The following is a 14,950-nucleotide window of genomic DNA, read 5'->3' as shown; positions in this document are numbered from 1 at the left end:
TGTAAGCAATGACATCTTGTTCTGGGAGCGCTGGTAACAATCTTTAACAGCACGCTTTTTTTAACAGAACGCTTCTTCGACAAGACGGCCGCATTAAAGAGCGGGTTAATTCTTCGCCCGCTGAATCCGAATCACAAAGCTCAGGTTGCGGATGCGGCGCATAATATTGGCCAGGTGAATACGGTTTTGTACCCCGATGCACAGGTTGATAACACTGTTGTGGGCGTCGCGTTCGTTGACGTGAATGTGCTCGATATTGCCGCCCTGTTCGGTAACGCGAGTGGCCAGGGTGGCGATAATGCCGCGCTCGGATTCCACCTCGACGCGAATATCTACCAGGAATTCACCAGACACAGTAGGGGCCCAGTTTACGTGGCTGATTTTTTCCGGGTTGTGGCGAATTTCTGCCAGGTTGTGGCAGGTTTCCTGGTGAATCACCAGGCCTTTGCCCGAGCTAATGTGGCCGATAATCGGGTCGCCCGGAATGGGGCGGCAGCACTTGGCAAAGGTAATCAACACGCCGTCGGAGCTGTCGATGGTCAGCGGCGAATAAATACTGCCACCGCGAGGGGTGATGTCGGCATCGGGCTGGACCAGCTTGGCCACCGCATAGGCGATGCGGTTACCCAGGCCAATGTCTTCGCACACGGCCTCCAGCGAGCTCAAGCCGGTACCCACCAGCAGCTTTTGCTCGTGCTCTTCGCTCAAGTTGTCGATATCCAGATCTATGTCCGCAAGGGCGCGTCCCAGCATCTTTTTACCCAGAGCCACAGAATGGTGATGCCGCTGATTTTTCAAAAAGTGACGGATGGCGCTGCGCGCTTTGCCGGAAATGGAAAAGTTGAGCCAATTGGGATTTGGCTGAGCACCGGGGGCGGTAATAATGGTGACTTTCTGTCCGCTCTGCAGCGGCTGTGACAATGGCGCCAGGCGGCCGTTAATTCGGCAGGCGACGCAGGTGTTGCCAATGTCGGTGTGCACTGCGTAGGCAAAGTCGATGGCGGTGGCGCCGTGGGGCAGCTCGACGATACGGCCTTTGGGGGTGAACACGTAAACTTCGTCCGGGAACAGGTCGATTTTTACGTTTTCGATAAACTCCAGCGAGTCGCCAGCGCGGCGCTGCATCTCGAGCAGGCCCTGCACCCACTGGCGCGCGCGATTGTGGCTGCTGCTGAGGGTGTCGTCGCTGTTGGACTTATACAGAAAGTGCGCAGCGATGCCCGTGTTGGCCATTTCATCCATCTCTTTGGTGCGGATTTGCACCTCGATGGGAACGCCGTGCATACCCACCAGCACCGTGTGCAAAGACTGATAGCCATTGGCCTTGGGGATGGCAATATAGTCTTTGAACTCGCCGGCCACGGGCTTATAGAGGTTGTGAATCACACCCAGGGTGCGGTAACAGGCGTCTACGCTGTCGACAATGATGCGAAAGGCGTAGACATCCATGATCTCTTTGAAGAATTTTTTCTTCTGCCGCATCTTTTGGTAGATGCTGTACAGATGCTTTTCGCGGCCGATCACTACCGCGTTCACTTTTTCCCGCCCCAGGCGTTTTTCAATTGCGGTTTGGATTTGCTCTACCAGCTCTTTACGGTTGCCGCGTGCGGTTTTGAGTGCCGCCTGCATACGCGTGGCACGCAGCGGGTACATGGCGTAAAAGCCGCGGTCTTCAAATTCCAGACGCAAATCGTTCATGCCCAAGCGATGGGCGATGGGGGCGTAAATTTCCAGGGTCTCTTTGGCGATGCGGCGCTTCTTGTGTGGCGGCATGGCGCCCAAGGTACGCATATTGTGCAGGCGGTCGGCCAGCTTAACCAGAATCACCCGCAGGTCATCGGCCATGGCGAGCGCCATTTTTTGGAAGTTCTCGGCCTGCTTTTCCGCCTGGGATTCAAACTCGATTTGGGTGAGCTTGCTGACGCCGTCTACCAGCTCGGCCACGGTGTCGCCAAACTGCGCCGAGATAGCTTTTTTGGGAATGCCGGTATCTTCGATAACGTCGTGCAGCATGGCGGCCATCAGGCTTTGATGGTCCATGTGCATACCGGAGAGAATATCGGCAACCGCTAGCGGATGGGTAATATAGTCTTCACCCGAGCGGCGTTTTTGACCGTCGTGCGCCTGTTCGGCGTAAAAATAGGCGCGCCTCACCTGATCGATCTGAGGGGGTTCCAAATAAGACGAAAGCCGGTGGCTCAGTGCCTCAATGGTTAACAATGTCGTCCTCCGATCCGGTTGATGAGCGCGCCCTGAGAGTAACAGGTCTTAGCTTATATCTGCGGGTCGAAGTTAGGTTCTTCAAGTTGGGGCGTGGGCGCCGGTTCGTCGCGCTCAGCGAGAATGCTGGCATCGATAAAACCCTCTTCGATTTCGCGCAGGGCGATTACGGTGGGCTTGTCGTTTTCTTCCGCAACATGGGGCTCTTTGCCGCCCACGGCGATTTGACGGGCGCGCTTGCTGCCCACCATCACTAATTCAAAGCGGTTGTCGACGTGGTCGAGGCAATCTTCAACTGTAATACGTGCCATAGGTTTTCCGTTACTGATCTCAAGAAATTCGGGAGCTCGCGAGAATCGCGGCCTTTGGGGCTATTATGCGCGAGATTGGCGCCAAGAGCCAGTGAGGGCGGTCGCGAGCGGGGGCGCTATTGTACACAAATTGCCCAGAGGTGGAAGTGTCTGAGCTTATTTAGCGAGCAACTCCGTCAAAAGATGGGCGTGGCGCTCGGCCTGTGAGCTCTGGCGCAAATGCTGGCTGGTGATAAGGGCCTGAAACTGGGCCAGCGCGACCGTAAAGTCGTCATTGATGATCAGATAGTCTGCCTCGACATAGTGAGAGATTTCATTAATCGCCTCTTTCATGCGCGCTTCGATCACGGCCTCGTCGTCCTGGCCGCGGCCGGTGAGGCGCTGGCGCAAGGCAGACAGCGAGGGCGGCAGAATAAACAGACTGACGGTTTCGGGCATTAATTTGCGCACCTGGGCGGCGCCCTGCCAGTCGATCTCTAAAATCACATCGAGACCACTATTAAGGGTGGCTTCTACCCACTGCTGCGAGGTGCCGTAAAGGTTGCCAAACACCTGGGCGTGCTCCAAAAATGCCCCTTCAGACAGCATGCTGTTAAATTCGTCGTGGCTAACAAAGTGATAATTGACCCCGCACTGCTCCCCAGGGCGCATGGGCCGGGTAGTGTGGGAAACGGAAACGCAGACTTCCGGGCTGGATTTTACCAGGGCGCTGACCAGGCTGGTTTTACCGGCGCCGGAGGGCGCGGAGACAGTGTAGAGAATGCCTTTGCTCATGAATGCTTCCGTTTCTTCAGTGGGGTGTGTCGTTGAAAACAGTTATTATGGCACAAGCTAAATGATTCCGAACACCGGCCTCAGGAGCCAAGTATGTCCACCAGCTACACCATCGCTGAAAGCGCCGAATATTTGCAAGTGAGCGAAACTTTCGTCCATACCATGATCGATAAGGGCCGTCTGACTTTAAACGGCGACGGCAAGGTCGAGCAGCGCCAGCTGGATGGGTTGGCAGAGTTGATGGAAAAACTAAAAGGCGGGGGGATTGCCGCCATGGTGGGGAGCATTGATCAATATCTGTAAAGTTTGCTGACAAAATGCGCTGCTGTTAACAAATTTTTTAACTCTTCTGCTTGCGCGCTTCTCAAGCCGTGAGATAATTTTCCGCTCTTGGTCGACAACCTTCTTAGTCGACTGCCTCGGCGACTTGTGTAACGACTTACTTAAATAGTTCGCGTCACTATATACGGCATACAGCGATATAGCACTCAGGCTATATAGCGTCTAAGTCGCCCCGCCACAATAAGCTCAAATCAAGCCAAAAATTTAACCGACCCGTCGCAACCTGTATTCAAGGAGAGGTAATTGTGGGAGTTGTGATTTTTATTCTATTTGTGGTCTGCGCCTGCTATGTGCAAATGCGCGGCAAGGTGAAGCACGAAAAACTGACACGCCGCCTGACAGACCACTCCAATTTGATGGCGCCGCTCAATTGTCTGTTTTATCTGTTCTCGGCGGTCAAAAATAAACCTTATATTTCGGTGTCAGAGTTTCCGCGGTTAACGCTGTTACAAGACAACTGGCAGGTGATTCGCGACGAGGCGATCCACTTAAACCGCGCCGCGGAGATTAAAGCCTCGGATGATCTGGATGATCTGGGGTTTAACTCATTTTTTCGCACTGGCTGGAAGCGCTTTTACCTCAGCTGGTACGGTGAGCCCGTGGCCTCCGCGGCAAAGCTTTGTCCCGCAACGGTGAAGTTGCTCGCCGCCGTGCCGGAAATTAAAGGCGCCATGTTTGCCATGCTCCCGCCGGGCGCGCGCCTGGTTAAGCATCGCGACCCCTATGCGGGTTCACTGCGCTATCACTTAGGCCTGCAAACGCCCAATGATGATGGCTGTTATATCGAAGTGGATGGTGAGCGCTACAGTTGGCGCGATGGCGAGGCGGTGATGTTTGATGAAACCTACATTCACTACGCCGAAAACACCACTGATAGCAATCGCATTGTGCTGTTTTTGGATATCAAGCGCCCGGTAACCTTCGCCCCGGTGGACTGGTTTAACCGTGCCTTTTCGCGAATGGTTATGTCTGCCACGGCCACCAAAAATATGCCCGGCGATAAAGTGGGCGCTTTAAACCGAATTTTCGGCAAGGTGTACCAGCTGCGAGTGTGGGGGAAAAAGCTAAAGGCCTATAACCGCAGGCTGTATTACGGCCTGCAGTACGGCCTTTACCTTCTGCTCATTTATTTATTTTTTTTCGCCTGACCGGGTGATTGCAGTTTGTTCCAGTCGGAGCCCGGCAAATCGTTAATAAAAGATTCAATATTGCCGCGCTTTTGCATGGTGACAAAAGCGCGTTTGCCGTCAGGCCCGCCAAAGGTGATATTGGTGGGGTGCTGTCCGGTCAGCGGAACTTCCTTAAGCAGCAACCCCGAGGTTGTTAATACCGCGATATTTCCCGCCCCATAGCGGGCGATATATAAATTGCCCTCTACGTCCGTGCTCATCCCATCCATACCGTGATCGGCAAAGCGAAAAAACTCACGTTTATTGCTTACAGTGCCGTCCGTATTCACATCGTAAGCCCAGACGATTCTTTGCACGCTTTCATTTACGTAAAGCGTTTTGCCATCGGGCGATAGCTCAATACCATTGGTGGTGCCCATTTCGCTTTCCAATAGCTCGGTGAGGCCGTCTGGTCTTATCAGCCAAAGGTTACCTGTGTTGTCTGCCCAATTGGGGTCGGAGGCGTAGATTAAACCGTTATCGGCCACCACTATGTCGTTAGGCTGATTCATTTGGTCGTTATGAGCCAGAATGCTAACGGTTTGTGTGTCTGGATCAATACTCAGCACATTGTGACCCGAGTAATCCGCCACCAGCATTTTCCCCTCGGGGGAGAAACGCAGCGCATTGCCGGTGCTGCCTTCGGGCAAGGTTACCCACAAGCTTGCGCTGTTTTTCTCACTCACTGCGCCAATGGTGCCCTCCGTTTCAAAGTTGACCGCGTAGAGGGTGCCGTCCGGGCCAACCACAGGGCCTTCTACCCCCTGGGTAAAAGTGTTCTCGGCCACCCAGTCTTCACTGGCAGACCCCGCCCATACCTGACTCAGTGCGCCGCTGAAAAGCAGTGGTGTTAACAGGGCCGCTAAGGTTGTACTTTTTTTCATGGAAAGTTCCTTAAGGTTTGCACGCCAAAAGCAGCGGCAAGGATGACTTCGTGTTGAATACTGAGCGCTTGTTCGAGTTGTTGCTGTTTGCTGGCGTGGGCGGGTTTACCCTCTGCAATTCGCTCTACCTCTTGCAAGCCTATTTCACTAACGGCAAGAAGGTTATCGCTAAGTTGATTTAACTCATAAGCGTTTTCCAGCTTGGCTGATTGAATTTTCTGCGCGGCGCGACGCCAGGATTGCAATTGCGCGGTAATACTTTGTTGCAGCGCTTTATTCTCGGGCTGATGCAGCCAGGCGTTGATGTTTTGTCGAAACTGACGGACGGCAATACTTTCGCTTGGCAAACTGTCGACAAAACGGTTTAACGGATCGCGCCGCGAATAGGTTTCGTTGACGGACTTTTCATGATGACGATGATAGTAGTGCGCCGGTTCCATCGCTGAGCTGAGCGATAGCAAGTTGTCTTGAGACAGTGTTGGGTAGAGCTTTTGCAAAGCGGCTTTTTGCTCGGCGAAATGTTGCAGACCCACCGAATCCGCCGCCCACTCACTGATCTTATCGAGCCTTTGGTACATAGAGTCCTGGTCGCGCACATCGGCTTTAGACCAGAGCCGCTCGGCGACTACAAAGCCGCGCGGCCAAAGGCGCAGGTCGATACTGTTTTCATCGATAATCTCGGTCCAGAGCGCGGCTTCGCCCCCCAACAATAAATTCTCTTTGTCGGGGCTAACTAAATCTTTGCCCACCGGGGTGGGAACGCTGGAGTTTTCCATGGTGTGGCCTGCGCTTTTGCTGCCGGTTACCTCGTAGGGCGCGTTGCCGGTAACAAAAACGCCACTTAATGTGTCCGCTCGGGTGTCGAGTGTGGCATTCACCGGGCCCATCCAGGTGTCGACGGCAAAGCTAAGCGTGTGGTTCGCGTAAGAAAGGTCGCGCAGTACTTGGCGCGACTTATTTTTAAAATCAATAAACCCGCGCAGAGAGTCGCCCTCACCTAAAACGGTAATGCTGCCGCTGATGGCGCTGCCACGTTTGCGCGGCGCGGTAAACTCCCAGCTGCTCCAGGGCTCATCATTGCCCGGCGTGGTTGCAATGCGAATCGGTTCGGGCAGCAGGCGCACCCTGTGGTGGTAGCTGGCGTACTGTGGCTGGTCCAGATAAAACCCGGTAGATAACAGTGCCGGGTAACCCATGTTGATGGCGCGCCCCAAGGCATCTGGCCCCTGCCAGGATTGCACCACTGTGCCCTGGGGTAAATCCGGGTGCAGCACCTCATCCCAGCCGATCATTTTGCGATCCAGTTCGGTGAGAATTTCCGCCAGGCGCTGATTAAAATACGCGTGCAGAGCGTGACTGTCCGCCAGTTTATGCTGTTGGCGAAAGGCTTGTATTTGCTCGTTGGATTCCCAGTGCTCTGGGTCAACTTCATCGCCCCCGATGTGCACATAGGGAAACGGAAAAAGCTCGGCTACTTCGGCCAGTATCTTCTGCGCGAAGGTGTACACCTCGGGGTTGGCCGGATTGAGCAGTGGTTTGTGTACCCCCCAGCGGTCTTCGTGCTGGTAGGGGCCGGGGGCCGACATAAGCTCGGGGTAGGCAACGGCAATCGCGCTGGCGTGGCCGGGCATATCGATTTCTGGCAGTACGTAAATGCCCCGCGCTGCGGCGTAGGCAATCACGTCTTTTATTTGCGCTTGGGTATAGTAATGACCGTCTTGATTACTTTGGTGCAATTTTGGATAGGCTTTGGATTCCAGGCGCCAGCCCTGGTCGTCGGTGAGGTGCCAGTGGAATACATTCAGTTTGGCCGCCGCCATGCCATCGAGCTGACGCTTTATGGTGTCAACGCTAAAAAAGTGGCGCACCGAATCCAGTAGCAGACCGCGCCAGGCAAAACGCGGTGAATCCTTGATAGTCACTCCGGGCAGCGTCGAGTTATTGCTTGCGGCTAACTGCAGCAGAGTTTGCATGCCGCGTTGGGCGCCCATGGTGGTGGCGGCTGTTAGCTCAATGCCGTCCGCGTTTACGGTTAATTGGTAGGCTTCGGCATCGGTTTGCAGCAGCGCCGAGTGTTTGCTGGCAACTTCAATGTGCAGTGTTTGTTCTGCCTCGCCTGCGGTCAGGTTATTTTGCTTGGCTAATTGTGTTTTAAAGCGCGCGATGGCCTGTTGTAAGGTTTCACTGTCAGCGCCCGTTACGCGGATGTTTGGCAGGGCTTTTAACGGCAGAGATTGCTCGCTTGTTTGTACCGAGCTGGGCCAAGGCATAAGCGCAAGAGTGGAAGAGTCGGCGTGAGAAAAAGCCGCAAGGCCGCCGCAGGCGACGGCAAAAAGCAGTGTTTTTATCTTCATGTTTTTATCTTCAAAGTTAATCGCGTTTTTTAAAAGCAGGTTTCGGCTTGCGCCACAATGGTGTAATCGTCGTCAATAACATGCAGCTCGCGCCACTTGTCGAAGGTGAGGCAGGGGTGAGAGGTGGACAGCGCGATAATATCTCCCACTTTGAGGTCCGCGCCTTCAGGTATTTTCATGGCACTGTGCTGATCCATGATATGAAACACCTGCCAGGTATCGGGTGCGGGAGTTGGCGCCTCTTGCCCCGGACGGAAATGCAGCGCCGGTTGCGGCAGTCCGGCATCAAAGGCGCAGTCGCGTTTTCCCAGGGTTAAAATCGCCAGACCTGGCTCGGGCAGAGATTGCACATAGGCCCAAACCTCTAGCGCCGATTGTAAATCGCCGCCAATACTGCAGCTGTCGCCCAGGCGCTCGCGCACCTGTTGCTGGGCCTGCATGTAAATGCCTTTGTCGTGAATCAGGTAGCAGCCGGGGCGGATAACCGGAATGATTTTATCGGCGTCGGTATCGCCAAAAACTTCAGCGACTAAATCGTACCAGGCCGAGCCTGCGCCGGTGAGTATGGCTTTGTGCTCGCCAAAGTAACCCTTACTGTACAGATCCAGGGTGAGGTCACGCACTCGTGCCAGATGAGTGCGAATTTTCTTCGCCGCGTCCGCGCCGCCAATTACACCCTCATAGGTTTCTATGCCGCTTAAGCGCAGGCCAGGCTGCTGACGGATGCGTTCGGCCAGCTCGTGTGCCTGGGATTCGTCGCGACAGCCGCAGCGCCCGCCCGTCACGCCAATTTCAATTAACACATTGAGCACCTGGCCCCGTGTGTGAAAGTAATTTCCCAGCTCGTCAATATTGTCGGCGCTATCTACCAGGCAGTGGAACTCCACATCGCCCTTGGCCAGCAAGCCGCTGATCAGAGCCATATTGGCTTTGCCCACCAGTTGGTTTGCCATCAGAATTCGCTCAATGCCCGCATTGGCAGCGGCCACGGCCTGTGGGGCGCTGGCCAGGGTTTGCGCCCAGGCGCCAGCCTCGCGTTGCAGCTGAAAAAAGTGTGGTGTCATGGTGGTTTTGCCGTGTGGGGCCAGCTTAACCCGTTGCGAGTCGGCAAAGTCTTGCATCCAGTGCAGATTGTTGGCCAGGCGCGAACGGTACACCACTGCCGCTGGCAGGCTGACGGACTCGTGCAGTAAACTCAATGTTCCCTCGGTATCTGGCGTGGCGGCGCCTTTGGTTGCAGAGAGTGGCCGAAGTGATGGTTTCTGGTTCATGGAGCACCTGGGGGTAAGCGGTTATCAAGGTCGATTATCCGCAATGATAGAAAATAACGTTTTCATTGGTCAACGACTGTTAGTATATAACAAAATGATTTACACTGCCCTGGCAGGCCTGCGCCGGGGCGCCATGGTAATGATAGAAAAGGAGCCCGGCAGTGACTCACGAACCGGATATTGTCTCGCGTATTAACGCCCTGTTTGGTCAGCTGCGCGATGCGGAGCAAAAAATTGCCAGAGTGATTCTGGAAGATATCGAGTTTGCCTCTCACGCCAGTATCAGCGAATTAGCGCTGCGGGCTGAGGTAAGCGAGGCGACCATTACCCGTTTTGCACGGGCGGTGGATTGCAAAAACGTGCGCGACTTAAAGTTGCGCCTGGCCCAGTCGCTGGCAGTGGGGCAGAGGTTTTACACCGAGACCCCAGCCGAACCTGCGGGCCTGCACGCGGTGTACGAAGCGGTTAAAAGCGCGCTGGATCACAACGCTCGCCTCGTCACCGATGAGGTAGTCGAACCGGCGGTGGATGCACTGGCCGAGGCGCGGCAAATTTTAATATTTGGCGTGGGTGGCGGCTCTACCGTGTTGGCGCAAGAGTGCCAGTATCGCTTGTTTCGTTTGGGGTTTACCGCCTCGGCTTACTCTGACCCCATGCTAATGCGCATGGCGGCAGCGGCGGTGGATACCACCGATGTGGTGATTGTGTTGTCCGCCGGTGGCTATAGCCCCGACGTGCAAGAGGCGGCTGAGATCGCCCAGGAATACGGCGCCGAGGTTGTTGCGGTGACCACCGAAGGCTCGCCGCTGGCGGCAGCTGCAGATTATTTGGTGCCCATAGAGCCCATTGAAACGGATTATATTTTTAAACCCAGTGCTTCGCGCTACGTGATGATGGCGGCGATTGACGTACTGGTGATGGAACTAGCCGTAAGGCATAAACGCAAAAGCCGGGAAACACTTCGGCGCATTAAACACACGCTGGACAACCACAAACAAGGGGACGACCGTCTGCCACTGGGCGACTAACCCTTGTTGCGGCGAACAGGGTGTTAGAGGTAGAAGTTTTGTTCGACACCCTGATTCGCAAAGCTCAAATTGTTGATGGCACAGGCGCCCCGGCTTATGTTGCTGATGTCGCGATAAAAGACGGGAAAATTATTGCGATTGCCGACGCTATGGCCGAAGAGGCCGCCGAGGTAATCGACGCTCGCGGCCTGTGTTTGGCACCCGGGTTTATCGATGTTCACACCCACGACGATCTCAATGTAATCCACAACCCCCATATGCTGGAAAAAATCAGCCAGGGGGTGACCACGGTGATTGTCGGCAACTGCGGCATCAGTGCCAGCCCGGTTGTGTTGGCGGGCGATCCTCCCGATCCTCTCAACCTGTTGGGCGATCAAAGCTCTTTTTGTTACCCGCGTTTTTCTCAGTATGCCGAAGCCGTTAGTAGAGCTTTGCCGTCGGTTAATGTGGGGGCGCTGGTTGGGCATACGGCTATTCGCAACAATCATATGGACGATTTGCAGCGCAGCGCCACCGCAACTGAGCTAGATGCTATGTGCAGTGATTTGCGTGGCGCGCTAAAAGATGGCGCCCTGGGGATGAGCTCGGGGCTGGCATACGGTAGCGCCAAACAGTCCAGTACCGACGAAGTCATTGCCCTGGTAAAAGAGCTGGGTGTGCAGGGCGCTGTCTACACCACTCATTTGCGCACCGAATTTGACGGCGTTATAGATGCCATGAACGAGGCTTTCTACACCGCGCGCAGCGGTAAAGTACCCTTGGTGATCTCCCACTTAAAGTGCGCAGGCAAAGGAAACTGGGGGCGCAGTGAAGAGCTGTTAAATCATTTGCAAGCGGCGGCGAAGCATCAGCGGGTGGCTTGCGACTGCTACCCATACTCGGCCAGCTCCAGCACCCTGGATTTAGCCCAGGTCACCGATGAAACGGCTATTTTTATTACCTGGTCTGAGCCTCATGGCGAACAAGCCGAGCGCTACTTGGCCGACATCGCCAATGATTGGAATGTGAGTCTGATGGATGCGGCTCGGCGTTTAATGCCCGCCGGAGCGGTGTATTACTGCATGAGTGAAGACGATGTGGAAAACATTGTCAGTTATCCCAGGTCCATGATCGGCTCCGACGGTCTGCCCAATGACCCGCACCCGCACCCGCGTTTGTGGGGCGCCTTCCCCCGGGTTTTAGGCCACTACTGCCGTGAAAAAGGCGTTCTCTCTCTGCCTATGGCCGTACATAAAATGACGGGTTTATCCGCCGAGGAGTTTCGCCTGCAAAACCGCGGTTTAATTCGCGAAGGCTACTGTGCCGATTTGGTGCTGTTTGACGCTGAGCGGGTAACCGACATCGCCACCTTTGTTAAACCGCGCCAAGCCGCCGCCGGAATCGAAAGAGTGTGGGTCAACGGGGTTTTAAGTTATCAGCCGGGCGCGCGCGAAACCGGACGCGCCGGGCAATTTTTGTATCGACAATCGTAATCAGGAGTAAGTTATCGTGAGTATAAAACGTTATGGCGCCGAGGGTAGCGTAGGCACTGGTGGTCAGCATTTACCTTTTTCTCTGGCTACTGAAGCGGCCGGTTGGTTGTATGTGTCGGGGCAAACGCCCATGTTAGACGGCGAAGTGGTTGAGGGCTCGGTGGTTGAACAATCGCAATTGGCGATCGACAACTGCTTAAAAATTATGAAAAACGCCGGTTACGGCAAAGAGCATGTGGTGCACCTGACGGTAATTTTGACCGATGCCCGTTACTTTCAATCGTTTAATAAAGTGTTTAAAGAAAACTTTGGCGAGCACCCGCCCGCGCGAATTTGCTCGGTGTGCGATCTGGTAGTGGACTGCAAGGTTGAGGTGGGCGTTGTTTGTTATAAGCAGCCGGCATAGTTTGATAATTGCTGAACGCTGAACGCTGAACGCTGAACGCTGAACGCTGAACGCTGAACGCTGAACGCTGAACGCTGAACGCTGAACGCTGAACGCTGAATGCTGAACGCTGAAACCCAACCCCAGATTATTCGAATAATATTATGAACACCAGCTTGTTTTTAACCGCGCTCACCGCTTACATCGTTTTTTTAATCGCCTTAAGTTGGTATGTCTCGCGCAACAACAAAAGCGGCGAAGATTTCCTGCTGGCCGGTCGTGGCCTGCCGGTTTTCTTAACCATCGGCACCACTGTGGCCACAATGGTGGGCACTGGCTCATCCATGGGGGCGGTGGGCTTTGGCTATGCCAATGGTTGGGGCGGTATGCTCTACGGTGTAGGCGGCGCTATTGGTATTTTACTCTTGGGTTTGTGGTTTGCGCCGGTGCGCAAGCTGGAGTTTATGACCATGAGCGAAGAGCTGTCCTACTATGTGGGAGCCAATCGCTGGGTAAAAAATATTGTCGCGCTGCTAATTTTTATTGCCAGTATCGGCTGGTTGGGGGCGCATATTCTGGGGGGCGGTCTGTACCTGGCCTGGATTGCGGATATTGATTTGCAGCTGGCAAAAATTATTATCGCGATCAGCTTTGCCATTTATGTGGTTATTGGCGGTTACAACGCCGTGGTGTGGACCGACACCTTGCAGGCCATTGTTCTGTTTATTGGTTTTATTCTAATGGCCTTGCTGGCGGTGGATGCAGCCGGAGGATGGAGCGCGCTGATGGCGGCGCAGCCAGAAGAAAATATTTCATTCTTGGCGATTGAATCCATCGGTGCTCTGCACGCTCTGTCACTGGCGCTTGTGGTGGCCGTTGGCGTGCTGGCCACTCCTTCGTTTCGTCAGCGAATCTATTCATCTCACGATGTCGCCTCGGTGCGCAAATCGTTTTATACCTCGGGTAGCTTGTATCTGTTGTTTTCGTGCATTCCCGCCATTATAGGCATGGGGGCCTATGCCTTAAGCCCCGAGTTGGACAATCGCAACTTCGCGTTTCCGTTTTTAGCGGTTGAAGTTTTGCCTTTGGCTGTAGGCGTGGTGATACTAATTGCTGGCCTGTCGGCCACCATGTCCAGCGCCAGCTCCGATGCCATTGCCGGGGTGGCCGTACTGCTGCGGGATATTTATATCCTGGCCACCGGCAAAATGCCGCCGCGGGACAAAGTCATCTATTACTCGCGCGTGTCTTTGGTAATAGTCATTGCCTTGGCTTTGACTTTCGCACTGCTTTCGAATGATGTGATCAGTTACATCACCACCATGATCTCCACGGTTATGGCGGGCTTGTTCGTGTGTGGTTTATTGGGGCGCTTTTGGCCGCGCTACAATGCCCCGGGTGCGATTGCGTCTTTGCTGGCCGCTTCTGTCGCCTCACTGGTGGTGGTCAATTTTTATAAAGAGTTTTGGGGCAACCCGGTAATTCCGGCGGTGCTAACCGCGCTGGTTGCAGGGGTGCTGGTATCACTGTTGACCAAGCCCAGCCGGTTAACTCCTGAACAGGCGTTAAAAGTACTGGACGATGAGCGCCGCGCTATGGAAGGAGTTGAATTGTAAGCGTGAAAGAGTAGCCTGTAGGCATGAGCTACGACATACGCTTCAAGCGCATTTACCAGCAGGCCGATTTATCCGATGGCACCCGAATTCTGGTGGATCGGCTCTGGCCGCGCGGGCAGAGTAAAGATGACTTGCCCATGGATGACTGGTATCAGGATGCGTCCCCGTCGACAGACCTGCGCCGCTGCTGGCATCGCGGCGAGCTGACCGAGGATGCCTTCGGTCACGCCTACCGCCACCAGTTGGACAAGGCTCCCGAAACACTTTTGCCGCTTCTGCGGGCCGCCCGCCAAGGCACCGTCACTTTGCTGACTGCCAGCCGCGAGCCCGAACACTCCCACCTGCCGGTGCTACGCCGCGCCTTGTTGGACGCACTTGAGGCCGAAGATGCCGTCGCTCGAGACGGTCCGGCTTCGCCTACCTGTTATGGTCAGAGTAAAAGCTGAGGTAAAATACCCGCTTTTACGTAAACAAAGACCATGGCAAAGAAGAAACTCAACAAAGGCTCCTCGGGGCAGAATCGCGCTGCCAGCGACAATTACATTGAAAAGTATCGTCAGAAAGACGATGTGCAGGAAACCGCCAGCGGCTTACTCTACCGCGTCCTAGAGTCGGGCGACGGTATGACCCCCACCGAAGCGGACAGCGTTGAAGTGAATCAGCGTATCCAGCTAGTGGGTGGCAAAGTGGTGGGCGACACCTACAAAGAAGGCATGCCCGACGAATTCACCATGAAAGAAGCCATAGCCGGTATTCGCGAAGGCCTGCAGCTAATGCAAGAGGGGGCTCGTTACGAGTTTGTGGTGCCGCCGGATTTAGCCTGGGGCAAAAAAGGTGTAGGCAATAAAATTGGCCCCAATGCCGTGCTGATTTTTGATCTGCGGTTGCTCCGCGTGCTCTTTTAAACCTTTAAACTTGCTGAGTTTGGGATAGTGGGCATCGGGTGTCATCATGCACCTGCGGTGCAAACGACTGTTTATGCTCCCTATTACGGTGCAATGGGTTTGTCGCTGTACCCTCCGCTATTTTTCTTTTTGTAGAAAATTCCTTTGTACAGTAAGCCTTTAGCAAGTCTTTAGGTGATCAGCCAGGCTGTTGGTACAACCATTGCTGTACAGTAAGGT

General features: G+C 54.5%; 14 protein-coding genes. 8 read left to right on the top strand and 6 right to left on the bottom strand.

Features of this window, described 5'->3' with window-relative positions; all coding sequences use genetic code 11:
* Positions 1-105 precede the first annotated feature (105 nt).
* From NHM04_RS09910 to gmk, 3 genes are all read right to left on the bottom strand, one after another.
* Positions 106-2,220, bottom strand: a complete 2,115-nt coding sequence (locus tag NHM04_RS09910; RefSeq protein ID WP_254263634.1) for a bifunctional (p)ppGpp synthetase/guanosine-3',5'-bis(diphosphate) 3'-pyrophosphohydrolase — start codon at positions 2,218-2,220, stop codon at positions 106-108.
* 53 nt (positions 2,221-2,273) lie between these two features.
* Positions 2,274-2,531, bottom strand: a complete 258-nt coding sequence (gene rpoZ, locus NHM04_RS09905) for a DNA-directed RNA polymerase subunit omega (protein ID WP_254263633.1) — start codon at positions 2,529-2,531, stop codon at positions 2,274-2,276.
* Between the two features lie 156 nt (positions 2,532-2,687).
* Positions 2,688-3,305: a guanylate kinase gene (gene gmk, locus NHM04_RS09900; protein ID WP_254263632.1), complete on the bottom strand. Its 618-nt coding sequence runs from the start codon at positions 3,303-3,305 to the stop codon at positions 2,688-2,690.
* A gap of 93 nt (positions 3,306-3,398) precedes the next feature.
* Here gmk and NHM04_RS09895 point away from each other — a divergent pair, with 93 nt between their 5' ends.
* Entirely contained in the window at positions 3,399-3,608 is a 210-nt protein-coding gene (locus NHM04_RS09895; protein WP_254263631.1) for a helix-turn-helix domain-containing protein, read from the top strand.
* A 284-nt stretch (positions 3,609-3,892) separates the two neighbouring features.
* Positions 3,893-4,795 carry an aspartyl/asparaginyl beta-hydroxylase domain-containing protein gene (locus NHM04_RS09890; protein WP_254263630.1) on the top strand — a complete coding sequence of 301 codons (903 nt, stop codon included), beginning with the start codon at positions 3,893-3,895 and terminating at the stop codon, positions 4,793-4,795.
* On the opposite strand, the gene NHM04_RS09885 is transcribed toward NHM04_RS09890, so the two are convergent.
* From NHM04_RS09885 to NHM04_RS09875, 3 genes are read right to left on the bottom strand one after another with little or no spacing between them, the layout of a single operon-like run.
* Positions 4,774-5,700, bottom strand: a complete 927-nt coding sequence (locus NHM04_RS09885) for an SMP-30/gluconolactonase/LRE family protein (RefSeq protein ID WP_254263629.1) — start codon at positions 5,698-5,700, stop codon at positions 4,774-4,776. The genes NHM04_RS09890 and NHM04_RS09885 overlap by 22 nt on opposite strands.
* On the bottom strand, positions 5,697-8,054 hold the full coding sequence (locus NHM04_RS09880) for a beta-N-acetylhexosaminidase (protein ID WP_254263628.1): 2,358 nt from the start codon (positions 8,052-8,054) through the stop codon (positions 5,697-5,699). The genes NHM04_RS09885 and NHM04_RS09880 overlap by 4 nt, the downstream gene beginning before the upstream one ends.
* A 29-nt stretch (positions 8,055-8,083) precedes the next feature.
* A complete protein-coding gene (locus NHM04_RS09875; protein ID WP_254263627.1) occupies positions 8,084-9,325 on the bottom strand; it encodes an amino acid deaminase in 1,242 nt (413 codons plus the stop codon).
* Between the two features lie 161 nt (positions 9,326-9,486).
* On the opposite strand from NHM04_RS09875, the gene NHM04_RS09870 reads away from it, so the two are divergent.
* The 6 genes from NHM04_RS09870 (at position 9,487) to NHM04_RS09845 (ending at position 14,731) form a co-directional block, all read left to right on the top strand.
* Positions 9,487-10,353, top strand: a complete 867-nt coding sequence (locus NHM04_RS09870) for a MurR/RpiR family transcriptional regulator (RefSeq protein ID WP_254263626.1) — start codon at positions 9,487-9,489, stop codon at positions 10,351-10,353.
* A gap of 20 nt (positions 10,354-10,373) precedes the next feature.
* Positions 10,374-11,825 carry an amidohydrolase family protein gene (locus tag NHM04_RS09865; RefSeq protein ID WP_254263625.1) on the top strand — a complete coding sequence of 484 codons (1,452 nt, stop codon included), beginning with the start codon at positions 10,374-10,376 and terminating at the stop codon, positions 11,823-11,825.
* 16 nt (positions 11,826-11,841) lie between these two features.
* Positions 11,842-12,231 (top strand): RidA family protein, encoded by a 390-nt coding sequence (locus NHM04_RS09860; RefSeq protein WP_254263624.1) that lies wholly within the window; start codon positions 11,842-11,844, stop codon positions 12,229-12,231.
* A gap of 143 nt (positions 12,232-12,374) precedes the next feature.
* Entirely contained in the window at positions 12,375-13,826 is a 1,452-nt protein-coding gene (locus NHM04_RS09855) for a sodium:solute symporter family protein (RefSeq protein WP_254263623.1), read from the top strand.
* 23 nt (positions 13,827-13,849) lie between these two features.
* Positions 13,850-14,272, top strand: coding sequence for a DUF488 domain-containing protein (locus tag NHM04_RS09850; protein WP_254263622.1), 423 nt, complete (start codon positions 13,850-13,852; stop codon positions 14,270-14,272).
* Positions 14,273-14,305: 33 nt separating this feature from the next.
* A complete protein-coding gene (locus tag NHM04_RS09845) occupies positions 14,306-14,731 on the top strand; it encodes an FKBP-type peptidyl-prolyl cis-trans isomerase (protein ID WP_254263621.1) in 426 nt (141 codons plus the stop codon).
* Positions 14,732-14,950 lie beyond the last annotated feature (219 nt).

This window comes from Gilvimarinus sp. DA14 (assembly GCF_024204685.1).
In the GTDB taxonomy this organism is placed as follows: domain Bacteria; phylum Pseudomonadota; class Gammaproteobacteria; order Pseudomonadales; family Cellvibrionaceae; genus Gilvimarinus.
The sequence above is the reverse complement of the archived record's forward strand: the minus strand, read 5'-3'. Positions and strand labels throughout refer to the sequence as shown.

Excerpts from the sequence above, each read along its gene's own strand:
- NHM04_RS09855 (WP_254263623.1), top strand. The coding sequence starts at position 12,375 with ATGAACACCAGCTTGTTTTTAACCGCGCTCACCGCTTACATCGTTTTT.
- NHM04_RS09845 (WP_254263621.1), top strand. The coding sequence starts at position 14,306 with ATGGCAAAGAAGAAACTCAACAAAGGCTCCTCGGGGCAGAATCGCGCT.
- NHM04_RS09850 (WP_254263622.1), top strand. The coding sequence starts at position 13,850 with ATGAGCTACGACATACGCTTCAAGCGCATTTACCAGCAGGCCGATTTA.
- gmk (WP_254263632.1), bottom strand. The coding sequence starts at position 3,305 with ATGAGCAAAGGCATTCTCTACACTGTCTCCGCGCCCTCCGGCGCCGGT.
- NHM04_RS09880 (WP_254263628.1), bottom strand. The coding sequence starts at position 8,054 with ATGAAGATAAAAACACTGCTTTTTGCCGTCGCCTGCGGCGGCCTTGCG.
- NHM04_RS09885 (WP_254263629.1), bottom strand. The coding sequence starts at position 5,700 with ATGAAAAAAAGTACAACCTTAGCGGCCCTGTTAACACCACTGCTTTTC.
- NHM04_RS09875 (WP_254263627.1), bottom strand. The coding sequence starts at position 9,325 with ATGAACCAGAAACCATCACTTCGGCCACTCTCTGCAACCAAAGGCGCC.
- NHM04_RS09895 (WP_254263631.1), top strand. The coding sequence starts at position 3,399 with ATGTCCACCAGCTACACCATCGCTGAAAGCGCCGAATATTTGCAAGTG.
- rpoZ (WP_254263633.1), bottom strand. The coding sequence starts at position 2,531 with ATGGCACGTATTACAGTTGAAGATTGCCTCGACCACGTCGACAACCGC.